This is a genomic window from Thermincola ferriacetica, assembly GCF_001263415.1.
Taxonomy (GTDB): domain Bacteria; phylum Bacillota; class Thermincolia; order Thermincolales; family Thermincolaceae; genus Thermincola; species Thermincola ferriacetica.
The window spans coordinates 38930-65164 of the sequence record NZ_LGTE01000001.1; the positions used below are offsets into that span (position 1 = coordinate 38930).

The following is a 26235-nucleotide window of genomic DNA, read 5'->3' on the forward strand; positions in this document are numbered from 1 at the left end:
TTAAAGATTATAAGGAGGAGAAGCAGGAAGATGTGGAAGAGGTTTGGATTAACTTTACTAGTGCTGTTTCTTGCACTGGGCTTGATCGGCTGTGGCGGTAAGGGAGACGGCCAGGCCCAGGGTGATTCTCAGGGCCCTTCGCAGATAGTAGTCGGTCTGCAGGCAGAGCCTACTACGTTGGACACCAACCAGATGTCCGATTTCAATTCCACCCGTGCAGGGATGGAAATGTTTGAGGGGCTGGTACGTTTTAAAGATGAGAGTACAGAAATTGAGCCCTGTCTTGCTGAAAAGTGGGATATATCGAAAGACGGTCTTACATATACCTTTTACTTGCGCAAAAATGTCAAGTTCCATGACGGCACACCGTTTAACGCCGATGCCGTTAAGTTTACCGTTGACAGGCAGATCGATAAGAACCACCCCTACCATAACACCGGTGAATTTGCTTATGCCGATTTCACTTTTGGTAAGGTGAAAGAGGTCAAAGTGGTTGACCCCTATACAGTAACCTTTGTCTTAAAGGAGCCTTTCGCTCCGTTCCTGGCCAACCTGGCTATGCATTCGGCCACCATTGTTAGCCCCGAAGCCGTCAAGAAATACGGCAAAGATTTTAGTAAAAACCCTGTTGGAACCGGCCCATATAAATTTGTAAAATGGGAGCCGGGTGTAGAGATAATTCTGGAGAAAAACCCCAATTACTGGGGTGAAAAGGCCAAAATTGACCGCCTGGTGTTCAAGCCTATTGTTGATGATACCACCAGGGTTACTGAATTAGAATCCGGCAATGTTGATTTTATCGTAGGTGTTTCACCTGATGATTTGAGCCGCTTAGAAGCTAACCCTGATTTCAAAGTTATCAAACAACCGGGTATGCACACTTGGTGGACAGCCATGAATACTCTGAAAAAACCCTTTAACGATGTACGCGTACGTCAGGCTGTAAACTATGCCATTAACCGCGAAGCCATCGTAAAAGATATTCTTAAGGATACAGGTGTGCTGGCCAATTCTCCGCTGCCGCCGGTAATCTGGAGCCATACCGACGACGTAACCAAATATGAATATAATCCCGAAAAAGCCAAGCAGCTTTTAAAAGAAGCCGGCTATCCAAACGGTTTTGAAGTAACCTACTGGGTGCCCGAGTCCGGTTCCGGTATGCAGCAGCCTACTACCATGGCCACTGCTATTCAGGCCGATTTGGCTAAAGTAGGTATTAAAGTCAAGATTCAAACCATGGAATGGGGTACTTACCTGGACAAAGTTTTCTCGCCGCCAGATAAAAACGACATGCTGATGCACCAGATGTCCTGGGTCGGCGATAACGGAGACCCTGACAACTTCCTTTACATTTTGTACAGCAGTAAGCAGTATCCAACAGACGGATTTAACGACAGCTACTATAAGAACCCCAAGCTGGATGAACTGCTGGACAAAGCCAGGTCTGAGCAGGATCAGAACAAGCGGGCAGCTATGTATGAGGAGGCCCAGAAAATCATTACTGCCGACGCTCCTGTTGTTTTAGTCGATCACGAGACTCAGATTGTGGCTATGAAGAAAAACATTGAAGGATTCAAGTTGCATCCAACGGGAGTTTTCCGGTTTAGAGGAGTTACAATAAAGTAGTGGAGGATCATTATGGGGAGATATATTTTCCGACGGATATTAAGCCTAATACCGGTTCTCATTGGCGTAAGTTTTCTGGTTTTTATTATCATGCACTTAGCTCCCGGTGATCCGGCGGAAATCATTCTCGGTCCCAAAGCCACAACGGAAGCCCTGGCTGAGCTCAGGTCTCAACTGGGGCTAGACCTCCCCTGGTATGTTCAGTACCTGCGTTGGATTGGGAAGGTGTTTGTCGGTGACTGGGGCCGTTCGATACAATTAAAAAGGGAAGTTCTACCCCTTATACTGGACAGGTTTGGCGCAACGGCCATTTTGGCTTTGGGAAGTATGCTGTTTGCTGTAATTTTCGGCTTAATAGCAGGAATTGTTTCTGCCATTAAGCAGTACACCTTCTGGGATCGGTTGCTTATGCTGATTGCCCTTGTCGGTTTCTGCCTGCCTGTGTTCTGGTTGGGTATCATTTTGCAGATTATTTTCGGCCTGAAACTGGGAGTTCTTCCTGTATCGGGAATGCACAGCCCCGGTGGCAGCGGATTTTTGGATATGCTGAGGTACCTTATCCTGCCCAGCCTGGCTTTGGCAGCCGGTTCTTCAGCAGTAATCGCCCGCATGACCCGTTCGTCCATCCTGGAAGTTATACGGCATGATTACATTCGTACGGCTAAAGCCAAGGGATTGCCGAAAAAGATAGTTATTTACAAGCATGCGCTGAAAAACGCTTTAATTCCTGTGCTTACTGTTACCGGCCTGCAGGTCGGATACGTACTTGCCGGAGCCGTGCTGGTGGAAATCGTTTTTGGCTGGCCGGGCATAGGCACGTTAATGGTGAACGGTATACTGGCCCGGGATTTTCCGTTGGTGCAGGGAATTATTCTTTTGGTGGCCTCCAGTTATGTGCTGGTCAACCTGATTGTTGATATCTTATATGCTTTTGTGGATCCACGGATTAGTTACAAATAGGGGGGATAGGGGTGCAGAATGAAGTTTTAAAACGGCTTCTTAAAGATAAAGCGGCCATTGTAGGCGCCCTGGTTTTAGTTACAATACTGGTACTCAGTTTGCTTGCCCCGCTGATTGCTCCCTATGACCCTAATGCCATCGATACCTTTAACCGTTTGAAGCCTATTGGTACACCGGGTCACATTCTTGGCACCGATGAGTTGGGCCGGGATATATTGTCCAGATTGTTATGGGGGGGCCGAATTTCTGTAGCGGTTGGCTTTTTTGCCGTTGCCTTTGCCATGTTTTGGGGCGTCCTAATAGGTCTGCTGGCCGGATATTACAAAGGTTTTTTTGACACATTGGCCATGCGGTTTATGGACATTTTGCTGGCTTTTCCTTATGTACTCCTGGCCATTGCCATCATTGCGGCCCTGGGCCCCGGACTTGTTAACGCCATGCTGGCCATTGCCATTGTTGGTATACCCTATTACGCCAGGATAATCCGCGGGACGGTGTTGTCCCTGAAGGAAAAAGAATTCATCGAAGCTTTGCGGGCGTTGGGAGCCAGCGATTTCAGAATAATGTTCAAACACATTCTTCCCAATAGTTTAGGCCCTCTGGTTGTTGCGGCAACCCTGGATGTAGGCTGGATGATTGTGGCAGCGTCAGGGATGAGCTTTTTGGGATTAGGCGCACAGCCGCCTACATCTGAATGGGGGCTGATGCTGAGCCTTGGCAGGAAATATATCAGGGTGGCGCCTCATCTTTCACTGTTGCCTGGTTTAATGATTTTTCTGGTTGTTTTATCTTTAAACTTGCTCGGCGATGGGTTGCGAGATGCACTGGACCCCAAACTTAGAGATTAAGAGGAGGAAATTATGGCTAAACTTGTTGCAACTTATTCCATATGTGGTTTAGATCCAAAGACGGGCGAAATTGGTGTTGCGGTGCAGTCGAAATTTATGGCTGTTGGTGCGATAGTACCTTATGGGGAGGCAGGGACAGGTATTGTGGCCACCCAATCCTGGGCGAATACCAGTTTTGGTCCGGATGCTATGAAATTATTGAAGGAAGGCAAATCTCCCCAGGAAATTCTGGAGATTTTACTGGCGAAGGATGAGCACCGCGAGTTACGCCAGGTTGGTATTTTAAGCGCCAATGGGGACAGCGCCGCTTATACAGGCAAAGACTGCTTCCCCTGGGCCGGTCATAAGACAGGACCGAATTTCTCCTGCCAGGGAAATATTCTAGTTGGCCCGGAAACCGTTGAGGCCATGGCCGAAACCTTTATCAAAACGGAAGGTGATTTGGCTGAACGTCTACTAAAGGCTCTCGAGGCCGGAACCAATGCGGGTGGCGACAAGCGTGGCAAGCAGTCGGCGGCGCTGGTTGTGCTTAAAGAAAAGGGAGGTTATGGGGGCTTTAATGACCGGTACATAGATCTCCGCGTAGATGACCACCCGGAGCCGGTTCAGGAATTAATCAGACTACACGGATTATATAAACTTTATTTCTATAAAACCAGGCCGGAAAATGTCCTGCGCGTGGAAGGAGACCTTTTCAGGGAATTGCAGCAGCTTTTAGCTGATTGGGGTTATTATAAAATAGAAACGGGCGCCGCAGAACCAACGCCGACCTTCTGGGAAGCGCTGCATGAATTCCACCTCATGGAAAACTTCGATGAGCGCATTCAGCCACAGGGTTTTATTGACCTGGAAGTGGTAGAATTTATGCGCAAAAAGACCCAATAAATGAAGTTGCATTTCAGTAAATGGGGTTAGATTGATGAAAATCAGAGCAGATAAAGTAATTTACGGGTTTAACCCTGATTTGGAGGCGGTTGCCGTTGCCCGGTCGGGGGACGTGATCGTATTTGAAACCTTGGATTGTTTTGCCAACCAGATAGTTGAGGCCGAACAATCGGTTGATAATATCGACTGGGAACAGATTAACCCCGCCACCGGCCCGGTTTATATAAAAGATGCCCGGCCTGGTGACAGCATCCGGGTGAGTATTTTGAAAATAGACCTGGCTGACCGGGGGGTTATGGCTGCCATTCCTGATTGCGGTGTGCTGGGTAACAGGGTAAAAGAGCCGGAAATCAAAATTCTTCCCATTAAGGGCAGTACCGCTTATTTTAATGATATTGCGCTGCCGGTAAAACCGATGGTGGGTGTTATCGGCGTGGCGCCGGCGTCCGGTGAAATACCTTGTGGCATACCCGGGGCCCACGGCGGAAATCTGGATACCAACCTTATTTGTGCCGGCAACGACCTTATTTTACCGGTGGCTGTACCAGGCGCCTTGTTGGCTTTGGGTGATGTCCACGCGCGTATGGGAGACGGAGAAGTATGGGTTACCGGTATTGAGGCGGCAGCGCAAGTTACGGTAAGGGTAGAGGTGCTGAAAAACTTTTCCGTTAAAGAACCCGTTGTTATGAATGACGAAATTACAGCGTTCCTAAGCTCAGCGGCAACACTGGATGAGGCTGTGACAAAAGTGACCGAGTATGCCATTGACTGCCTGGTGAAGCTGGGGTTATCTTTTAATGATGCCGGTATGCTCTTAAGCGCTGTTGGAGACTTACAAATATCGCAGGTTGTAGATCCGTTAAAAACAGTACGCTTGGTTGTCCCCCGCTGGATTTTAACCAGATATGGATTTAACCCGGACCGGCTGAAAAGCCTTTAAGTTCCCGTACGGTTTACTTAAAGGCTTTTTCCTTTTTTTTAAAACTGAACTCAAAATATCAGCTTTTGAACCACGACATTCCGGGGATTTCCAGCCTCCATTTCATCCGTATGTCCTGCTGTTCATCCCAGGTTTCCCGCCTGGAGATCATGTCTGGTATAATTTGCAGCTCTTTTTCATATTTCCAATAGGTATGGGTTTGCTTAATATCTTCCCACAGCAGGGGAAACAGTTCGTAGAACTTTTCACTCTGGCCTTTGTAGAAGGCCCTTTGCATTTCATAAGACTGGAAGAAGTCACGCTTTAGGCTGTGGTGTTCGTAGGCCACCAGTAGGGCCAGACACAGTGTAGCTCTTGTGATTTCCGGTGAAACCAGCCAACTGCCCAAGGTACGGTATTCAAAACCGCCGTGTGGCTTATTTCTTATATTGCCAAGACCGCCGTATTGTTTTCTGCGTTTAACCGCGGCTTCACGATCTTCAATTAAGCTCACAGGTATGGCCAGGTAATTATCCAAAGCCCGCAGCAGAGCCGATGATAATTCGACACCTGAAAAATGAATGTGGCCGCCGATTTGGTATCTGTTATAATGTATGCTACCGGCCAACCATTCTACGTTTTTATAGGGGATGCGGGTTACGCCGTACTGCAGGCTGTGCCGGATTTTTTCGGTCAGCCTCAGGGGACAGGTATCGGGTGTCGGACGAATTTCAGCCAGCGGATAAAGTCTACCTTCCCGACGTTCGCTTCGTTCATCATAACCAAATAACCCGTCTTTTTGAATAAAATGCGAAGGGTAAATAAGGTTGCCGTTATCTTTGTTTCTTAGAATAAACTCGGGGTCAGCCCCCAGCCATATCTCTCCGGATGCCGGTCGGTGCTGCCTGGCCAGTAAGCGCTTTTTTATCAGTTGCACCAGTTTGGGCGAGGCTTCCGGATGTGGATTGGGAACAGGGTTGACATCAAGAACTACCGGACGGTTTTTCATATCAACACATAATCTTACTTTGGCAAAGTCAAGCCCTAACAGGTGGGTTGCCTTTACTGCCAGAAGACAGGCTTTTTCGGTATCAGAGTCCAAATTGACGGGAACAGGTTCGTATTGTTCGGAGGGTGTAGACAGCCAAAGGGATGTATTGCTTACAACCGGTACCTTTTTTTCCAGGTAAAAGACCTTGGCATCAAATACCCAGGCTTTGTAGTCCCGCAGGGTAGGGATGTACTGGACAAAAAAGTCGGCTTTTATCCTGGCCACTTCGGCATAGCTGTAAATTATTCGGTCTCGGTTACTTTCTCTTGGATGCAAATGCCTGGCTACCAAGGGATAAGGTGAAGAAGGAGTGGGCACAGTAATTTTAGGTTGCCGAATCCTGTTCAGCCTGAGAAACTGCAGAGCCTTTTCCCGATTCAGGGCATTAACCAGAGACTCTTTTCTGTTTAAGGTAAGGTCCCGGTTGTCAGTACCTTGTATATTTCCCCACCGGACAAGGGGGCCAGTTATCTCATGCGGTGGGGCTGTTTGACAGTTAAAACCGGCAAAATATTTTTTCCAACTGCTGCCTGAATTATCTTCGCAGTGCAGTAAAACGGGCTTTTGCAAGGCTTACCCTCCTTAAGGCAGCATATGGTCAGGTTTTTACCAGATAGTTGACATAATGCATCAGACGGACCAGGGATTTAGCCCTGATTAAAGGTTCATCAAATTTGAATGGTTTGGAATTAACTTCAAAAACCCATATTTTCCCCTTTTTATCAATGCCGATATCAAATTCCATTTCGCCAAACTGCTCTTTTAAAGCCCTTTCTATCAGAGCGGGCACGATTCGGCCAATGCGGGACAGCTTATTAAGCAGCAGTTGGGCATGTTTTTTGCCGAAAACCTGCTTGAGCAGGTGGTAGCCGGGGGCACGACAACCGCCGTACATAACGTGCGTGGTGATACTTCCTTCGCCCGCTATACGGGCGGCAAAGCCTGTTTTTTTCCATTGGCCGTTTTTGTCTTTTTGGTATAAAACCCGGAAATCGAAGGGCCGGCCGTCCACCTGAGCCAAGGATATCCCCTTTTGAATGAGGTAAGGGCTGTTGTGGAAGGGTAGGTCTGACCAGGCCCTGATTAAATTATCATGGGTAAAGGCGGTTTGGTTTTTATTGGCATCCCACAGTATTATCTGGTTCTGTTCCTTTTCATGAGTTATCCGAAAAATACCTATTCCCAGACTGTTGTCAACAGGCTTGATATAAAGGGCAGGATATTTTTGCAGCATTGCCCGGAAGTTTTCTATAGACCACTTATGGGTTTCAGGCAGCAGGTTTTTGGTGAAACGGTACGAAGCCAGTATCCGGTAAATTGACCATTTATTCAGGAAAAAGGGATTAAAAAAACGTTTTCCATAAGCCTGCTTTATTTTGCTCAGTATTTCGCGGTACTCATCTTTTTGTTCAATGGAACGGTTAGGCAGCCGGTTATAAATTACCGTCGGCATAGGAAAAGGGACTTGTTTCCAGGCCAGGCCTGACTCTTTAGGAACGTATCCCAATAGCGAACGATTATCCCATTCTATGTCTTCAGGTGTAATAACAAAAGCATTCCAGCCTCTTTTCCGAGCTATATTTATGATTTCCAAAAAAGGTTCTGTTTGCCCACCAAAAGGGAGGTCTGATGTTGGTCTTAAACTGCTTAAAATCGCAAGACTGGGGCCTTTTTTGAGCAAACTTTTTACCTCCTTATCCATTTGGTCAATTATTATATACTATGTGGGTAAAAGCCGGTAAAGAACCTGGCAAATTCAAGGGGACGCAGGAAAGAACGTTCTATTCTCTGGGTCAATCCTACGGAGGTGGTCAGAGCCCTGAAAGGCTTGGAGTTAACTTCAATCAACCAGAGTTTTCCATGCACGTCGATGCCGAAGTCAAGGCCCAGTTCAGCCCATAAGCCCGGAAAACATTCTTCAACAGCCAAAGCAACCTCTTCCGCTGCCCGGCGAACATTTTCACCAATACCAGCCGGTTGGAGGAAATCTTCATTAAATACCTGCCTGATTACTTCAACTATAGATTTTGCCATCGCTCCACCGTTTAGGTTGGCAGTGAGTCCGCCAGGCTGTACAATGCGCACATAGGCTTTCGTTCTGCGCCAGCGACCGAAACGGTCTTTCTGCATGAGCAGCCGTATATCAAATTCCCGGCCTTCATATAAAGCTAAAGGAATAGCCTGCTGCATCAGGTATACACGGTTTTCCATAACGGGACGGAGAATTTTGACCAGTTCTGCCGCTCCCCTCTGTTCACCTTCGATAATAACGCCGTCTTTTGTTCGGTATTTGTACTTAAACTGTTCTCCTTCCTTGGAAATCTTGATAATTCGCCTACCCAGGCTTCCGGAAGATGGTTTCAAATAAATTTGCCGGTGCCTGTCAGCGAACAGGGCCAGGGTTTCCGGCCCGGCAAAAACTGTTCCCTCAGGTAAGTAACGGTGGGCAATGGCATGGACTACTAGTTTTTCTTGCACCTCGCATTTGTCCAGAAATCCGGGGTTAAAAACGGGAATTTGCATGATATTCTGGATATAAGCTAGAGCATTTTGACAAGCCTCCTGTTTTTCCCAGTAACGTGAAGGAATCCGGTTATAAACAATATCAGGCCAGGGCAGGGTCAACTGCATCCAGCGCATTGGAGGTTCCCGGTTTTCGGAAGCATCATAACTGTTCTCTGAATCTCCCTGCACGATACATTCTTCGTCGGCGTCCGTTTGTGGTAATTCGGGAATATAACCACTGACAAATATATTGTCCGGCAAGATATCTTCCGGTGTAAAAACGTAAACCAGAGCGCCTGCCCTGGATGCTCTGTCGCACAGGGCCCGCAAGAATTTGGCCTGTCTTCCGAAGGGGTTCTCAGGATTGTCGAATTTTACTGTTAACAGACCGATCAGCGGTCCAATTCTTATTATCCTGCCGAGCAAACGCAGGGTCAGTACAGAGCCGGCCGGAATGTTAATACGGCTGGCAAGGGTTTTTGAACAACTGATTTTATTGTGCAGGGGATGAGTATGTTCGTTAATTTTTACCAGGATCTGGGTATGGAAGGAGCCGGTTTGCAGTATATAGGCAGCGTTTGCTTCCAGACCCAGTTTTTTAAAAAGTCTGGCCGGAAAATAAAGAGCATAGTCACAGCCCGCGGCCGGTTCCGACCATTCAATCTGTATAAAGATTGGATTCATAGTAGTCACCTGTGTTGTTTTGTGGATTTGAAAAACCGGACAAGTATCTGGCGTAATCAATGATGTTTATTATGGATTGTACTTTAAGGTGCGGCTGATTTTTGGGAAAGACTTTACGGGACGGTTTAGAATTTACCTCGATTAGCCAAACATGACCTGTTTTGCTAATACCGACATCAAGGCCTAACTCGGCAAAGTTTCCCAGTTCTTCCTCCAGGGTTTTGTGTACGTTGCTGCCCAAGTCCAACAGTTTTTGCCGGATTTCACTGGTTTTCCAGTCCCCGAAAGTAAAGGACTCCCATACTTTTTCGATTGGTATAGCTGTCCCTCCGGCAGCAATATTCGGGAAAATGCTGTTTTCTGAAGCAACTCTGGCCACTGTAGCTGCTGTTGTCCACCGGCCGGACCCGTTTTTCTGAAGCAATACCCTAACGTCAAATACTCTTCCCTGGTAGGTTAGCAGGTCCAGGCCCTGCTGCACCACGTATAACCTGCGGCCAAGAAGTTTTGTGAGTTCAGTTTGCAGGGCCAGTCTGTCGGGCCAGATACCGCTTTGATTTTTTCGTTTTCTGCGGTATTGAAATTGAAAACCGGTAGGTACTTTTTCCAGTTTAATTATGTTGGCGCCCAGGCTGCCGTTGATAGGTTTGATATATACTTTGCCGTATTTGTTCAGGAATTCGGTTATGTCGCTAAAATTCCTGAGCAGCGCTGTTTGCGGTAAATATTCGACCATACCGGGGTTGCGGCTTAAAATGATGTGTGTTTCCCATTTATTCAGGAACCTTGGGTTAAAGTGGTGTAGACCGGGGACTTTTTGCAGGTTTTTAACCGTCTCATTAATCAAATCTTTGCGTTCGGAGCTGCGGTTCAGAACCCGGTTGTAAACTACATCTGGAAATGGAAAGGTGTCTTTTCGCCACAATACATTTCCGTCAGGCAATGGTGTGGCAATGTACCCGTTTATTTTCCGATTGGGCCAATCAATGTCCTGAGGTGCAAAGGCAAAAGATATGACTCCGTATTCCCGGGCAATTTTCGAAAACAGTTGCAACATGGGTCTTTGTGTCGTGAAGGGAGGGATTCTGAGCCTTTTATTTCTGGTAATCAGGTAACCCAGGAAAGGGCCGATTTTTATTGTTTTTTTCGGCCTGTCAACCAGAGCCGATAAAGCAAGAGATTCCGGCAGATTAAGGTATTTGTAGGTAATTTTTGGTAAATAAAGCTGAACCCTGGGGCCAACTATTGAGTTGGTTGATTGGTTCAACCTGTACAGATTTACTTTAACTTCGTTGCAGCCGGCCTTTATGGTAAAAAGTTCGCTCTCCGTGCAGTCAAGGGCTTTGAACCCTTCTTCAGTGAGATAGGCTTTATCTGCAGTTTCTGTGGAGATGGTTTTAATCTCCAAAAACAACATGTTTTAAATCAGCTCCTGTTCATTGTTTTGCATTTTTCCGAAACCTGCCAGGTACAGGGCGTACTCGATTGGTCTGGAGACAGCCTGTTTGGTTAAATGGGCTGGCCCAATTTTGGTAAACACTGTACGGCCGGGAACCGCATTAAGTTCAATTAACCAGATTTTACCTGTGTTATCTATGCCGACGTCTACCGCAATTTCACCGAATTGAAGACCGCTTACCTGCTCAACCCAACTACAGGTAAGAAAACAGAGATGTTCAATTTCGCTTTGCATTTGATATGCTTTTTTCGCCCCAAAGAGGGCAGACAGTATTTGTTCTAAAGGCTGAGCCGTTCCGCCGGCATGTAAATTGGTAGTAATCGCATTAGAACCTCCTAACCGGGCCGCCATCCCTGTTAATCTCCACTTTCCGTCCAGGCCTTTTTGCATCAGGACCCTTACGTCGAAAGGTCTTGCCTGGTATTTGGCCAGGTTGAGGTCCTGCTGAACAATAAACTTTTTATTGAGCATCTGTTTATCCAGGAGATCCTGCCACATTTGGTCCAGGTTGCCGTAAACTGAGCGGTAAATCACTTTCTTTTTCAGGTACTCACAGGTGTATGAATTTCTGTCACGCCTGACCCGCAATATACCTCTGCCTGAACTGCCGCCGGAAGGTTTAAGATAAACAGAACTGTGACGCGCAATAAAGTTTTTGGCCGCTTCGGCTGCCTGAATATGTACCGTGGTAGGCAGATATCTCCGTAAAACGGCATGTTCGCTTAACCAGAGATGAGTCCGCCACTTATCGAAAAATTTAGGGTTAAAAAACTTGTCGCCCCAGGCAGCCCGCAGATACCGCCGGACCTTTATGCTAGTCATTTTATGTGGTCCTTTTGGGAAGAGGCCCCTGTCGTAAAATACATCGGGCAGGGGAAGGGCCTTTTTTGTCCACCGCAGTCCGGTGGCGGATTTTTCCAGTACATGTCCGTACGTAAAACCGGCGTTGATATTGAGGTCTTCGGGAGCAACAACATAAGTTAAGGCGTGTATTTTCCTGGAAACCTGACATAACTTTCCGAAATAGGAAGTCTGTTCGCTGAAAATTCTTCGGCCGGCCAGGTTTTTGTAACCATAGATAGCGATAAAGGGTCCCAGCCGCAGGGTACCCCTGCCCGGCAGGACCATCAGGTCCAGCTTTAGTTCCGGTGGTATATAAAGTTGTGCGGCGGTAGCCGGAGAAATTGATATGGTCTGGGGAAGAAAATTTGATTCTTTTAGGTTGGCCCTGGCCTGTCTGTTACCGGCAAATATGGTTACCGGTTGGTCCGGCTTAACCTGTAATGCAAGCAGAAGATGACCGGGGACAGAACAGGTTTCAGGCGCCAGGCTTGCATCCACCCTGATCGCGAAGTTTTCCGGTATCATGTAAATACTGAGCCCCTCTCTGTAAAAGGAAAAATTACGGTTCTTACCACACTTTATAGTATGTGAGAGGGCATAGTATTGATAGCATAGCATTGATAATGAAACAAAAAAGCGTCCGGTTTTAGAGCAGACGCTTTCCTGGTTTATTTTATGTAATCATCTTCATTTATGTCTTCGAGGTCACAGATATCATCAGGATATAATTCCTGAATAAATGTATTTATTTGCGGTGCAACCAGTTCTATACCGCCAGCCAGATAAGGATCCTGGGGCAGAAAATCGATGGTTTTGACAAATAACTTGGTAGTACCGATTACCTCTACTGCTAAACCCTGTTCAATTTCCAGTCGAATAATTTTTGATTGGCCGTCTTCCGTCAGGTAGGCTTTTTTGCACTTTGGCCGGGAAGTTATCTCTCCCCTGGCCTGGGCATCGTTAAAGTCTTCCTCAGCAAAAGTGGTAATCGGAATAGTTTCTATATAATCAATAGTCTTCTTGACAGAATTGGTGTCCTGGCCTGCTGCATACCATACGTGAAGGTCGTATTGTCCTTCTACTTTAACCATTTTCCTGGCGCTGACAGATTCCAGCGGGACAGCGCTTTTCAGCCTGGCATTGGTTACGTAATGGCCGAGAATTTGAACCTCACCTGGTTCTGGAACTCTTATGTTAACCACATTTTGTTGCTGAATCTGCCCTTTACCGCAGACAGCTTTGGTTATGATTTCCCGCATCAGGGGTTCGTTGGTCATTTGCATTCCTCCTTCCGGATTAGCCTTAATAAATCCTGGCAGCGCTATTTCCGGGGATGGGGTATACCTGAACATAAACTTTGGTTTCACCGATTATTTCTGCGTAAAGTCCCATTTCAATTTCCACTTTTATCTGGTTCTGACCGGAAACCAGGGTCCTTATACACTGCGGGGCTTTAGTAAGAATTGCCCTGGCGTCCATGGGCCCGATTATCCCTTCGCTGATATCGTCTATAGGGATTATTTCGGTAAATTTAACAGTTTCTTTGGCTACATCGGTAGCCTGGTCGTTGTTGTAGGAATACCAAACGTTAATGTCAAAGGTGCCGCTTACCCGGACGGTTTTCTTACCTGAGGGAGAAATTTCTGTCTTTAAGGGTTCAGTCAGCCTGTACCTGGTTATTGAAGATCCCAGAACACTGGAAGGAACTCTGCCGGCGGGGACGGGAAGGTATTCAACATACCTGAAATTTTGCTTTCCTGAACCACATACAGCCTTGGTTATAATCTCCCGGTAGTAATTTTGTTCCATGTTTTCACCTTTTTCGAGCTTGCCGTTAATTTCGGCCATTTAACAATCCCCTCCTAAATTTAGATTTTGGCCATTTTGCTACGAGACAATATTTATTGGCCAAAACTTCATTACAAAGTATTGGCTCTTTTTCAACGACACCCCGCTTTCCCCAGTAGCTTTTTATGCTACAATATCATATGTTTGTGGTTAAAAGTTGGTGACACAAAAACTACACATAATTTTGTCCTTTTCCCAATATTTTTTTAAAAAATGATGCCGGGAGAAAGGCTATGCTAATAATAAACAAAAGGAATTGGGCTGTTTTTGGCTGTTGTCTGGGACTGCTCTTTTGTCTTATCATATTTTTATACCTGTACAACCCGATAATAAAAATTGAACTTTCCGGCAATCAGGTACCGGGACAAATTGTTTTGAGCCAAAGTGAACAAAAGATGCTTATTCGGGAATTAACCCGTGCTCAATTTATCGGCCGAGGCGTTTGCCAAACGCCGCGATTAACTTTGTCCGTTCGGAAGAAAAAGGGAATGGATAGATATCTGATTGATAAGGACAATTTAATTTATGACTCAACAGGCCAAATAGTGCAGCCCGGCAAAAAGTTACAAGAACTTTTAACAGCACTGGAGCAGAAATTAAGGGACCGCAGCTTATACGGAGAAATGATTGCCTGGTCGGAAGCGGACAAAATATTCCCCCGGTTGGCCAGGGCACAGGTACAGGACTTTGATTCACGCTTGGCTTTTTGGGTGCAGAGAAGGGCAGGACGGGCTCATGCCGACGTTCAGCCGCTTACGGCCGAAGATACTGCTATTATGAAACAGATATACGGAGGAAAATGGAGCTGGAAGAGGCGCGCAATCCTGGTAAAGATCAAAGGCCGTAAACTGGCCGCATCCATGAACGGGATGCCCCATGGGGCGGGGGCCATTTCCGGGAATAATTTTCCCGGCCATTTCTGTATCCATTTTTATAATTCGAAAACCCATTCAGGACGGGTCAACCTGGAACACCAGGTCATGGTCTGGAAAGCTGCCGGTAAGTTTGGTGAAATGACCAGAAGGGCTGTCCCCAGGCGCATTATGGAGGTTTTCTTTACTGCGGTGGACCAGGGCGAAGTCAATCTGGCGGAACAGCTAATGGCCATAAAGGACAAAAAAGAAAAAAGGGACCTGAATGAGATTCTGCACAGGATAGAATGGCTTACGGTGAGTGGGTGCAAAGCTACGCAGGAATCTCCTGGACAAAGTGTTTTCCTGGTTAAACTGGAAGTGGGGTTGGAAAAGGAGCCGGGGAAATTGGAAAGAGAAGGTTACCTGCTACTTTGCAGAAGTAAGGGTGCGGCCCCGTGGAAAATAGACGGCAGCAGTTTGTTAAAACTATTAAAAAGTCAGGAAAAAGTTCAATGGCCGGGAGGAATTAAGAGCCAGGGGTAATAATACTACTATATGCCGATAATTGAGACAGAAAAACTGACCAAGGAATTTAAAGTGTTTAACAGAAGAGAAGGGCTGCTGGGGGCTGTTTATGATCTCTTTTCCAGGCGCTATCACACCGTTAAGGCAGTGCATGAGTTAGATTTTACCGTGGAAGAGGGGGAGATGGTAGGATATATTGGCGCCAATGGCGCCGGTAAGTCTACGACTATTAAAATGCTGACGGGTATTCTAACGCCTACCTCCGGCAAAGTTATGGTTAACGGCTATTCGCCATTTAAAGAACGCGAAAAATGCACCCGGGGTATAGGGGTGGTCTTTGGCCAGCGCAGTCAGTTATGGTGGGATATTGCTGTCATAGAATCTTTTAAATTGCTGCGGAGGATTTACGAAGTACCTGAAAAGGCATTTCGCAGGCGTCTGGCAGATTTTACCGAAATTCTCGACCTAGGGCCCCTTTTAAACCTGCCGGTCCGTAAGTTAAGCCTGGGGCAGCGGATGAGATGCGAACTGGCGGCTGCACTACTGCACAATCCGCCGCTCCTGTTTTTGGATGAACCGACAATTGGGCTGGACGTGCTAGCCAAAGAAAAGATAAGGGATTTTCTAAAGAGAATAAATAAGGAAGAGAATACCACCATCCTTTTGACCACCCATGATCTGGGGGATATCGAAGCTCTGTGCCCGCGGGTCGCCATCATTGACCACGGCCGGATGATTTATGACGGAACCCTGGAGTCGCTTTTGAAAAGGTGGGGGCAGAAGGAACTGGAGGACATAGTAAAATTAATCTACCAGGGTTACCGGCCGGAAGGGGGGGACCCTGGTGAACACCAACAAATTCCTGCTCTACCTGGAATTAATCAGGCTTGAGTTTATCCGTATGCTGGCTTACCGGTCCACTTACCTGACCGGGATTTTCAATTACGCTATCCAGATAGGGGCTTATTACTTTTTATGGGAAGCCATCTACATCAACCGGAAGAGCCTGGCCGGGCTACAGAAGGAACAAATGTTAACCTATGTAATTATCGCCTGGGTAGTCCGGTCTTTTTACTTTAACAACCTGGACCAGAAGATTACGAAAGAAATCCTCGACGGAAGCGTGGCAATAGAACTGATCAGGCCTTACCGTTATGATACGGTGAAACTGGCCCGTAGTTTGGGAGAAGCTCTTTTCCGGCTCTTCTTTTTTTCCCTGCCCAGCGGTCTTTTTATTTACCTGCTGCGGCCTTTTTCATTGCCGCAGTCCTCGACAACCTGGGGCATTTTTGCTGCCGCTATGTTCGGGAGTTATCTTATAAACGCGCAAATAGCGCTCCTATTTGGATATTCCGCTTTTTTTACCCACTCGACCAGTGGCGTGTTGCGGGCCAAAAGAGTGGTAACAGATCTTTTATCAGGCCTGATTTTGCCTATCAGCTTTTATCCGGACTGGGCCCAGAAGGCTTTGGCTTACTTACCCTTTCAGACTATCAGCTACCTGCCCAATCTGATATTTTTAGAAAGGCTGCAGGGCTTGGCGGCTTTAAAAATATTGGTTCTGCAGGCTTTTTGGGTTGTGGCCCTCTATATATTAAACCGTATAGTATGGAGAATTGCCATTGGTCATGTAGTGGTGCACGGAGGGTAGAAGTGTTTAGGAGATTCCTGTGGTACTGTCAGATATTTTTGGGTTATTCCGCCCAATATTTAAAAACAAAAATGGCTTACAGAACTGATTTTCTCTTTTATATTTTATCAGATTTCTTGCTGCAGTCCATGAACCTGGTTTTTATCCTGGTAGTTTTCCGGCACGTGGACCAGATCAGGGGATGGTCCAGGGAAGAAATGCTCTTTATCTACGGGTTTTTTATGGTACCCTTTGGCTTTTACAGCGGGTTTTTTAACCATCTGTTTGATGTCCCTGAGAAGTATGTAATGGAAGGACAGTTGGACAGGATTCTGGTCAGGCCTTTAAATTCATTATTTCAAGTAATCATGGAGACCATGAATTTGGAATTAATTGCCGGTATTATACCGGGTCTGGTCATCATGGGTTACGCGGCGGCTTCCCTGAAATTACAGTGGTATTGGTGGGATATCCCGCTGTTTTTGGTTATGGTTTTGGGGGCCACCTTAATTTACGCTGGCATTTATGTCACCCTGGCCAGCCTGGGTTTTTGGTTTGAAGGGCGGATGGGACTGATGCCGATGGTTTACAACCTGTCGAACTATGGGCGGTATCCTGTTAATGTCTATAAAGGAATACTGCGGTTTATACTTACCTGGGTACTGCCCTTTGCTTTTGTAGGATTCTACCCTTCCACCATTTTGATGCGCCGCAGGGAATATTATGCCTATGCCTTGCTAACGCCTTTGGTTGGCCTAATATTTTTCACCACGGCATATTTTATATGGTCGCGAGGTATAAAACGTTATTTGAGTACAGGTAGCTGAAAAAGAGAAATTGCCTCCAGCGCTAAATTGCAATGTGGGCATAAAGTTCCTCCTTTTGGGGGAACTTTTATTATATATAAAGAAGTTGCGCAGGTAAACTCGAGTATGTTTAACGGGGGAAAAGATATGGAACAGAAAGATGTTTCTATTGACAGGCGCATGGTTTCTCAGGAGATTGATGCCCTGGTCAGAAATGCCCAGGAGGCGCAAATGGAATTCTACAGGTTTAACCAGGAGCAGGTTGATAAAATTGTTAAAGCAATGGCTCTGGCGGGATTGGACCACCATATGGAACTGGCCAGGTTGGCTGTTGAAGAAACGGGCCGTGGCGTTTATGAGGACAAGATTACCAAAAATATATTTGCCACGGAGTCTGTGTACCATAGCATTAAATACCATAAAACTGTCGGCATAATACATGTAAACGAAGAGGAAGATTACATGGAAGTGGCAGAACCTGTAGGTGTGATAGCGGGCATAACACCGGTAACGAACCCGTCTTCCACTACGATGTTTAAGTCACTGATTGCCATGAAAACACGCAATCCCATTATTTTCAGCTTTCACCCGGGATCCCAGAAAACCTGTGCTACGGCAGCCAAAATTATGCGGGATGCTGCTGTACAGGCCGGAGCGCCGGCTAACTGTATAAGCTGGATAGAACACCCTTCCATAGAAGCGGCCAATATGTTGATGCACCATCCCGGAGTTTCTCTGATCCTGGCCACAGGAGGAGCCTCCATGGTCAAAGCGGCGTACAGCGCCGGCAAACCTGCCCTGGGCGTGGGGCCGGGTAATGTGCCGTGTTATATAGAGCAAAGCGCAAATTTAAAGAGAGCAGTCACGGATATCATTATGAGTAAGACCTTTGACAACGGCATGATTTGCGCATCGGAGCAAGGCCTGTTTGTAGACAGCGCTGTCAGTAACCAGGTTATGCGGCTGTTGGCAGACAACGGTTGTTACTTCCTGGCGCCGGAGGAAGTCAAAAGGCTGGAGGATTTTGCCACCTGCCAGCACAGTTGCTCGTTAAACCCTGATATAGTTGGGCAGTCAGCCTTTAAGATAGCCCAAATGGCAGGTATTTCGGTACCCGGGGATACCAAGATACTGATAGCTGTTCTGGAAGGTATCGGACCGGAATATCCCCTGTCACGGGAAAAGCTGAGCCCTATTTTGGCCTATTATACGGTCAGTGATTTCCGGGAAGGGATTACCCGGGCCGAAGAAATGGTGGAATTTGGCGGTTTGGGGCATTCGGCGGTTATACATTCGGAAAACCAGGCTGTCATTAACGAATTTGCCAAAAGGGTCCGTGTAGGCCGGGTGATAGTTAATGCTCCCGCTACCCATGGCGCCATTGGGGAGTTATACAATACCAATATGCCGTCTCTGACCTTGGGCTGTGGTTCCATGGGCCACAATTCCACTACTTCAAATGTCAGCGCCGTAAACCTGGTGAATATCAAAAGGGTGGCCAGGAGGAGAGTAAAAATGCAGTGGTTCAGGGTTCCGGAGCGGATATACTTTGAGTCCGGGTCAGTACAATACCTGGCGAAAATGCCCAATGTAAACAGGGCGATTATAGTCTGCGATCCGGCTATGGTGGAACATGGTTATGTAGAAAAAGTGATATATCATTTAAATAAAAGGGAAAACCATGTGGCCATTGAAATTTTTTCCGACGTTGAACCCGATCCTTCTGTGGAAACGGTGATGAAGGGCTGTGAAGTAATGCGGCGCTTTCAGCCTGATACGATAATTGCCCTGGGCGGCGGTTCGGCCCTGGATGCGGCCAAAGGTATGTGGTTGTTTTACGAATACCCTGATGTCGAATTTGAGTTTCTCAAACTCAAGTTTCTTGATATTCGCAAACGTACTTATAAGTACCCGAAACTGGGCCGCAGAGCAAAAATGGTGGCCATTCCCACTACCAGCGGTACGGGTTCGGAAGTAACGGCTTTTGCGGTTATTACCGATAAAGGACGGGCTGTTAAGTATCCTCTGGCTGATTACGAATTAACTCCTGATGTGGCTATCGTGGACTTTGACTTTGTCATGACGGTACCGCCTGCTGTTACGGCAGATACGGGTATGGATGTTCTGACCCATGCTATCGAAGCTTACGTTTCGGTCATGGCTTCCGATTATACCGACGGTTTGGCTTTAAAGGCTATCGAACTGGTCTTCCAGTACCTGCCAAGAGCTTATAAGAACGGCTCCGACCGGGTGGCGCGGGAAAAAATGCATAATGCTTCTACTATTGCCGGCATGGCTTTTACCAATGCTTTTTTAGGGATAAACCACAGTCTGGCCCATAAACTGGGCGGAGAGTTTCATATTCCCCATGGTCGGGCCAATGCTATCCTGCTGCCTTATGTTATCGAATACAATGCTCAGCGACCCACCAAATTTGTTTCCTGGCCCAAGTATGAGTACTATGTTGCGCCCGAAAAATATCAGAGGATTGCCAGGTATCTGGGACTGCCGGCAAGCAGTGTGGAAGAGGGCGTAGCCAGTCTGATTCAGGCTATCCGGCGATTGATGAAGGAACTCAATATGCCGTCAACTATAGGTGAATGCGGCGTCGATCCCGACGAATTTATCCGCAAACTGCCGATGCTGGCGGAAAAAGCTTTTGAGGACCAGACGACTGTTACCAATCCCAGGATGCCCCTGATAGAAGAATTAAAAGAAATTTATATTAAGGCCTTTGGACCTCCGCTGAGCCAATCCCAGCCCTTTGCGCCTCAGACGGACAACCATTATAAACAGGTAAGGGCTGCGGATAACTCCAAGCCTATGGGAGAAGAATTCCATAGTAGATTAAATTGAAATCTTGATTGACAGCAAATTTTACCTTGTGATAAAATCAAAGCTGGACCGACTAGTCGGTCGGCTTTGATTTTTTCTGCTGCCAATTTAGTGAATTTAATTGTATTGTAAAGTAGGGATAAGTAATGAATCTGACTCAGTTATCTATTAAAAGGCCTGCCATGATGACAATGGTCATTATGGTCTTTGTTGTATTAGGACTGTATACATATCACCGGATGGGAGCGGAATTATTTCCTTCGGTAAATTTGCCCTATGTGGCCGTTGTAACCAACTATCCCGGGGCCGGCGCCGAGGAGATTGAGACGCAGATAACCAAACCCCTGGAGGATGAACTTGCCTCGTTAAGTCAGTTGAAGAGGATAAGGTCACAGGCTTCCGAAGGATTCACCTTTACGGTATTGGAATTCGAGATGTCGGCTGATGCTGACAAGGCGGCCATGGATGTACAGAAAAAAGTCGATATGATTAAAGGCAGGTTGCCTGAAGATGCTTCGGACCCCGTTGTCTACAAACAGGATATTAATGATCAGCCGGTACTGATAATGGCTCTGCAGAGTAAGCGACCTTTGTATGAGACAAAGAAGATGGCCGAGGATATGATTAAAGACCGCTTGCAGAAGATTGCCGGAGTGGCTGATGTTTCCGTCGTCGGCGGGCAAAAAAGAGAAATTGTGGTTTCTGTTGATAAAGCTAAACTGGCCGGATATGGACTGTCCCTGAACCAGATCATTAACCGACTGCGGGCGGAAAACCTGAACCAACCAAGCGGGCGCCTTGATCGTCCTGAGGCTGAGTACAACGTAAGAGTTTTGGGCGAGTTTAAGAGTTTAGACGATATCCGGAACCTGGATATTCCTACCGGAAACGGCGCTTCCGTTCCTTTAAGCGCCGTGGCCACTGTAACCGACGGCTACCAGGAAGTAAGGGAATACAGCCGGGTGAATGGGATCAGTGCGGTTTCATTAATGGTATTTAAGCAGAGTGATGCTTCTATCGTTGAAGTAGGCGAACGGGTTAAAGAGGAAATTGACAAAATTCAAAGGGAATTGCCTGAAGACGTGAAGATTATAGTTTCCCGGGATACATCACAGTTTATTCGCACATCTCTGGACGATACCCGTAACTCTATCATAGAAGGCATCTGTACTACTGCACTGGCTTTGTACATATTTTTACGGGAGTGGCGTTCGACGGTAATTGTGGCCCTGGCCATCCCCACGTCCCTCTTGGCTGCGCTAATGATGATGTTTTTTGCCGGGTTCACCTTCAACATGCTGTCACTGATGGGGCTGGCCCTTTGTATTGGTATTCTGGTGGACGATTCCATTGTGGTCATTGAAAACATTCACCGGCACCTGAAAATGGGCAAAGACCCGGCAACTGCGGCTCTGGACGGGCGGATGGAAATAGGTATGGCGGCAGTGGCCATTACTCTGTCCGATGTGGTTGTTTTCACGCCAATAGCCTTTATGAGAGGGATGGTAGGGCAATTTTTCCGGCAATTTGGTTTAACTGTGGTTTTTGCTACACTGTTTTCACTTTTTGTATCTTTCACTTTAACTCCCATGTTGGCGGCAAAACTGTTCAAACAGGAAAAGGGTGCCGGCGATGAGGCGGGTTTGACTGGTTCCGGCAGGAAATCACTGTTTTCCTGGTTATGGAAACGTACCGGTCCAGTGGGCCAAAAAGTTAAAGAAACATACCTTAAATTTTTGCATTGGTCCCTTGACCATAGAAAAACAGTACTAATCTCGGTCATCCTTTTGTTCCTGGCCAGTTTGACGTTGCCTGCCCTTAACATTGTCGGGGCTGAACAGATGCCCAAAATAGACCAAGGAGATATGACCGTCAACCTGGAGATGCCGGTAGGTACGCCTATCGGTGAAACAGATAAGGTTTTGAAGGAAATTGAACGTTACCTGGCAACCATTCCAGAAATAAAATATTACCATACTACCCTGGGTTCTTCCGGCGGCATGCAGGGAACTTCGGCCGGTTCGCACCTGGGTAGGATAGGGATACAGCTTTATGAGAAAAAACAACGGGAGAGAACGATTTGGGAAATCGGGGACCAGATTCGCAAGTGGGGACAAAACTTTACCGGCGGGAAGATAAGCGTGACTGAAGCGGATAACATGGGTCCGCCGGGCGGGGATATTGAAATCCAGGTCACCGGAAATGATACGCAAAAGCTGGTTGCGTTGGCCGACCAGGTTAAGGCAACCGTTGCCAGAATTCCTGGGGCAAGGGATGTGGATACTGACTGGCGGATTGGTCAGCCGGAAATTCAAATCAAGATTGATCGCCGCAAAGCCAGTGATGCCGGACTGTCGGTTGATGAAATTGCCCGTACGGTGCGGGCCGGCCTGAATGGGTACACGGTCGGTAAATTCCGCCAGGGCGGGGATGAAACCGATATTAATATACGGGTGGAAAATTTGAATAAGTCTGATATCAACCACATCAAGTCCCTTCCTGTTTCAACCGTATCCGGCAATGTCGTACAGCTACAGCAACTGGCTGACATTGCGCCCGGCAGCGGACCAACGGAGATAAAACGGATTGACCGGCAGCGAGCCATAGTGGTGAAGGGAAATCTGCGAGGCAGGTCATTAAACGAATTTTTGCAGGATGCCCAAAAAGAAGTAAATAAGATTAAACTTCCCCCGGGCTACCACATTACTTTTGCCGGCCAGGCCGAAGGTATGAAAGAAACCTTTGCTGACTTAATCTCGGCTCTGGCCCTCTCAATAATCCTGGTATATATGGTACTGGTAATGCTTTACGAATCATTTATGACACCTTTTATCCGGATGATGGCGCTACCTCTTGGCGTTGTCGGGGCTTTACTGGCTTTAGCCATCACCGGTAATACGCTGAACCTTTTTTCCATGATAGGTCTTATCATGATGGACGGTCTGGTGGCCAAAAACGGAACCCTGCTGATAGATTACACCCATACCCTGATGAACCGGGGCCTGACACTCAGAGAAGCATTGGTTGAAGCCGGAAAAACAAGGTTGCGACCAATAATCATGACCACTTTCACCATGATTTTCGGTATGCTGCCGACGGCTCTGGCTTTGGGGGAAGGCGCCGAAACGCGGTCAAGTATGGCCTGGGTTTTAATCGGGGGTTTGATTACATCTACTGTTTTTACCTTGATTGTAATACCGGTAGTCTATACCATTATGGACGATTATAAACAAAAGTTTACCGGGTTCATCAGCCGGCGTAAATCGAAAGAGGTTCAGGCAGGCTAGAGGGGCCAGCAAAAGCTGGCCCTTTGTTTATTGAGAGAATAAAAATACCGTTGTTTCTTAAAAAGAGGAGAAAGCCGAGGCTTTATCGAATAACATTAAAAGGTCAAATATGCATTGCCGGAAAAAACATCCGGTAGCTGTTGGCGAAGAAGCAGAGGGAGGATACAATGAGCAGCAGTATCAGTGACAGGCCAATAGGGATATTTGATTCAGGGGTAGGTGGGATCAGCGTATTAAAGGATATGGTCCAGTTACTGCCCAACGAGAAATTTATCTACTATGCTGATTCTTTGAATGCCCCCTACGGTACCAAAGATAATGAAACAATAGCCCGGTTATCAAGAAATGTTGCCCGTTTCCTGGTCAATAAAGGCATCAAAACTTTAGTGGTAGCGTGTAATACAGCGACGGCTGTAGCCATAAACCAATTGAGAGCGGAACTGGAGATACCTGTTATTGGGATGGAACCCGCTGTTAAGCCTGCTGTTGAGTTGGGTAAGGAGGGCAAGGTTTTGGTTATGGCCACGCCTGTTACCCTAAAACAGGAGAAGTTCAATAAGCTGCTGCATAGATATGACGAGCATTCCAGAGTAATCCCTTTACCTTGCCCGGGTTTGGTTGAACTGGTGGAGAAGGGAATCACTCAGGGAAAAGAAATAAAGGAATATTTATCTAAATTGTTAGCCAATATTCAGCGGGACCAGATTGCAGTTGTGGTCCTGGGCTGTACCCATTACGTATTTGTCCGGGATACCATAAAACAATTTTTTCCGTCACAAATTCCGGTTATTGACGGGAACTGCGGGACTGCCAAACGGTTGCTGAAAGTGCTTGAAGATGCCGGACTTCGGGCCCCCGAGAAAAAAGGGGAAAAAGAAATTGGTATGCAGGTCCGGAAAATGGCAGTTGAGTTTTATACCTCAGGGGACCCCCACCACGTCATACCGCTGTGCCAATGCCTTTTAAATTTAAACCTTTAAACCATGGCTGGCTCCCGGTTTTTTTTCTCTTGTTCGCGGTAAGTCCTGTTGTACAAAAGTTCATAATATTCCCTGATCATTCTCTGTGCAGAGAATTGATAGTGTGACATGTCAATGCTTGCTCTCATCATCTCCAGCCATTTTTCCCGGTTGTTGTAATAGGTGGGGATGACTTCGTCAAACAGGACTCTGTATAAATTTTGTACGTCGAGTTCGTCTTCGTTTATATCGGTGAGAGGTTCTTTACATACGGTACATATTAGCCAACCGCTTACACCATGTTGACAACCTTCGGCTACCCATCCATCAACAACGCTAACGTTCAAAACTCCGTTCATCGCGGCCTTCATGCCCGAAGTGCCGCTGGCTTCCAGCGGCCGTTTGGGATTGTTCAGCCAAACATCGCTACCGCGTACTAACAACCTGGCAATATTCATATTGTAATTTTCCAGGAAAACCACACTGTTACTGTATTTGCGGTCCATTTTGACCAGGTCCGTGATGATTTCTTTGCCGAGCGTATCACGTGGGTGGGCCTTTCCGGAAAAGACTAACTGGATCTTACCTTCTTTCAATAAAGGTTCGATAACTTCCGCATTGCGGAATATTAGGTCACTTCGTTTATAAGCGGCAGCCCGGCGGGCAAAACCCACTAACAGGGCATCGGGGTTTAGCTCATTTCCGGTTTGTTCTTTGATATAAGCCAGAAGTTCCTTCTTATGCCGCATATGAGGTTCCCACAGGTCCTCGCCTCTTTCAAAGGCCTCCTTTATGTCATCGGCCTGCCATGTTGGTGTATGGACTCCGTTAGTAATAGAGATAATAGGCGCTGCGTCACGCACTTCTTTCCACATTGACCTGGCAGTCTGGCCATGGAGTTTAGAGACGGCATTGGCCACGGTAGATAGGCGTAAGGCTGCAGCCGTCATATTAAAGGGGTCGCCGCCCAGCTTGCTCATTTGTTCGTGGTTTAAGCCGTTATAAGCTTCCATATGCTGTAATAGAGCATGGTCATGGGATTCGTTACCGGCCGCAACGGGCGTATGGGTAGTAAAACATACCTGTCTACGGGTTTCCTGCCAGGCATCCTCAAAAGACATATGTTGACCATGCATTTTTTCCCTGATTAATTCTATACCTGCAAAAACGGCGTGTCCTTCATTGAAATGATAAACGTCAACCTCTATGCCCAAAGCTTTAAGGGCCCGTATACCGCCTATACCAAGCACCATTTCCTGCGCAATTCTGTCTTGGGCCGTGCCACCGTACAACCTGTTGGTAATCCAACCGTGGGGGCTGCCGGGATAATTGGTATCAAGAAGGTAAAGAGGGGCGTTTGCGTATTGGTCGACCAAGCGGATTTTGCAGATTACGTCTTCACCCCTGATCCGTACTGTGACGGTTTTTCCTGTATCTTTTATGTTTGAATAATCGTAATCAGGGTAGAGGTCGTAAGGCCTTCCGTCTTCTCCTATGAATTGTTCCGTATAATCCTGTCGCCAAAGAATGCCTATACCGACAACAGGCAGGTTCAGGTCATGAGCCGCTTTCAAGAAGTCTCCAGCCAAGACCCCCAGACCACCTGCATATATCGGTAACTCATGGCTAAGTCCGTATTCCATGCAAAAATATGCTACCTTGGGTTGTCTTTTTATGATTTCAGCCAATATAAACCTGGTACAGTTTATAT

At 46.9% G+C, this 26235-nt stretch carries 20 protein-coding genes; 12 read left to right on the forward strand and 8 right to left on the reverse strand.

The window, feature by feature from the left end; genetic code table 11:
• The first annotated feature begins 30 nt into the window (after positions 1-30).
• The 5 genes from Tfer_RS00240 to Tfer_RS00260 are packed head-to-tail and all read left to right on the forward strand — an operon-like array spanning position 31 to position 5259.
• Positions 31-1626, forward strand: coding sequence for an ABC transporter substrate-binding protein (locus Tfer_RS00240; RefSeq protein WP_052216375.1), 1596 nt, complete (start codon positions 31-33; stop codon positions 1624-1626).
• 12 nt (positions 1627-1638) lie between these two features.
• The gene (locus Tfer_RS00245) at positions 1639-2586 is read left to right on the forward strand and encodes an ABC transporter permease (RefSeq protein WP_013119979.1); all 948 of its coding nucleotides are present in this window, start codon (positions 1639-1641) and stop codon (positions 2584-2586) included.
• 11 nt (positions 2587-2597) lie between these two features.
• Positions 2598-3434, forward strand: coding sequence for an ABC transporter permease (locus Tfer_RS00250; protein WP_013119980.1), 837 nt, complete (start codon positions 2598-2600; stop codon positions 3432-3434).
• Positions 3435-3446: 12 nt separating this feature from the next.
• Entirely contained in the window at positions 3447-4319 is an 873-nt protein-coding gene (locus tag Tfer_RS00255; RefSeq protein ID WP_013119981.1) for a DUF1028 domain-containing protein, read from the forward strand.
• Positions 4320-4353: 34 nt separating this feature from the next.
• Positions 4354-5259 (forward strand): acetamidase/formamidase family protein, encoded by a 906-nt coding sequence (locus Tfer_RS00260; protein ID WP_052216376.1) that lies wholly within the window; start codon positions 4354-4356, stop codon positions 5257-5259.
• A gap of 58 nt (positions 5260-5317) precedes the next feature.
• On the opposite strand, the gene Tfer_RS00265 is transcribed toward Tfer_RS00260, so the two are convergent.
• From Tfer_RS00265 to cotE (Tfer_RS00295), 7 genes are all read right to left on the reverse strand, one after another.
• Positions 5318-6859 (reverse strand): putative amidoligase domain-containing protein, encoded by a 1542-nt coding sequence (locus Tfer_RS00265; protein WP_052216377.1) that lies wholly within the window; start codon positions 6857-6859, stop codon positions 5318-5320.
• Positions 6860-6887: 28 nt separating this feature from the next.
• Complete coding sequence (locus Tfer_RS00270) at positions 6888-7970, reverse strand: YheC/YheD family endospore coat-associated protein (protein ID WP_052216378.1); 1083 nt, start codon at positions 7968-7970, stop codon at positions 6888-6890.
• 32 nt (positions 7971-8002) lie between these two features.
• The gene (locus Tfer_RS00275) at positions 8003-9478 is read right to left on the reverse strand and encodes a YheC/YheD family endospore coat-associated protein (RefSeq protein ID WP_052216379.1); all 1476 of its coding nucleotides are present in this window, start codon (positions 9476-9478) and stop codon (positions 8003-8005) included.
• Positions 9453-10895, reverse strand: coding sequence for a YheC/YheD family endospore coat-associated protein (locus Tfer_RS00280; RefSeq protein WP_052216380.1), 1443 nt, complete (start codon positions 10893-10895; stop codon positions 9453-9455). Before Tfer_RS00280 ends, Tfer_RS00275 begins: the two co-directional genes overlap by 26 nt.
• 3 nt (positions 10896-10898) lie before the next feature.
• A complete protein-coding gene (locus tag Tfer_RS00285; RefSeq protein ID WP_052216381.1) occupies positions 10899-12305 on the reverse strand; it encodes a YheC/YheD family endospore coat-associated protein in 1407 nt (468 codons plus the stop codon).
• Between the two features lie 143 nt (positions 12306-12448).
• A complete protein-coding gene (gene cotE, locus Tfer_RS00290) occupies positions 12449-13057 on the reverse strand; it encodes an outer spore coat protein CotE (protein WP_052216382.1) in 609 nt (202 codons plus the stop codon).
• Between the two features lie 25 nt (positions 13058-13082).
• A complete protein-coding gene (gene cotE / locus Tfer_RS00295) occupies positions 13083-13628 on the reverse strand; it encodes an outer spore coat protein CotE (protein WP_013119989.1) in 546 nt (181 codons plus the stop codon).
• Between the two features lie 488 nt (positions 13629-14116).
• On the opposite strand from cotE (Tfer_RS00295), the gene Tfer_RS00300 reads away from it, so the two are divergent.
• The 7 genes from Tfer_RS00300 (at position 14117) to murI (ending at position 24545) form a co-directional block, all read left to right on the forward strand.
• Complete coding sequence (locus tag Tfer_RS00300) at positions 14117-15025, forward strand: hypothetical protein (RefSeq protein ID WP_152908929.1); 909 nt, start codon at positions 14117-14119, stop codon at positions 15023-15025.
• Between the two features lie 12 nt (positions 15026-15037).
• Complete coding sequence (locus Tfer_RS00305; RefSeq protein ID WP_052216384.1) at positions 15038-15898, forward strand: ABC transporter ATP-binding protein; 861 nt, start codon at positions 15038-15040, stop codon at positions 15896-15898.
• Positions 15852-16658 (forward strand): ABC transporter permease, encoded by an 807-nt coding sequence (locus Tfer_RS00310; protein ID WP_200900989.1) that lies wholly within the window; start codon positions 15852-15854, stop codon positions 16656-16658. The genes Tfer_RS00305 and Tfer_RS00310 overlap by 47 nt, the downstream gene beginning before the upstream one ends.
• Before the next feature lie 2 nt (positions 16659-16660).
• Positions 16661-17464 (forward strand): ABC transporter permease, encoded by an 804-nt coding sequence (locus tag Tfer_RS00315; protein ID WP_013119993.1) that lies wholly within the window; start codon positions 16661-16663, stop codon positions 17462-17464.
• Between the two features lie 126 nt (positions 17465-17590).
• Complete coding sequence (gene adhE / locus Tfer_RS00320) at positions 17591-20299, forward strand: bifunctional acetaldehyde-CoA/alcohol dehydrogenase (protein ID WP_052216385.1); 2709 nt, start codon at positions 17591-17593, stop codon at positions 20297-20299.
• Positions 20300-20424: 125 nt separating this feature from the next.
• Positions 20425-23565, forward strand: coding sequence for an efflux RND transporter permease subunit (locus tag Tfer_RS00325; protein ID WP_052216386.1), 3141 nt, complete (start codon positions 20425-20427; stop codon positions 23563-23565).
• 167 nt (positions 23566-23732) lie between these two features.
• Positions 23733-24545 (forward strand): glutamate racemase, encoded by an 813-nt coding sequence (gene murI / locus Tfer_RS00330; RefSeq protein WP_052216387.1) that lies wholly within the window; start codon positions 23733-23735, stop codon positions 24543-24545.
• Here the strand turns inward: murI and glgP are convergent.
• A complete protein-coding gene (gene glgP, locus Tfer_RS00335; protein WP_052216388.1) occupies positions 24542-26167 on the reverse strand; it encodes an alpha-glucan family phosphorylase in 1626 nt (541 codons plus the stop codon). The two genes, murI and glgP, sit on opposite strands and share 4 nt — an antisense overlap.
• Positions 26168-26235 lie beyond the last annotated feature (68 nt).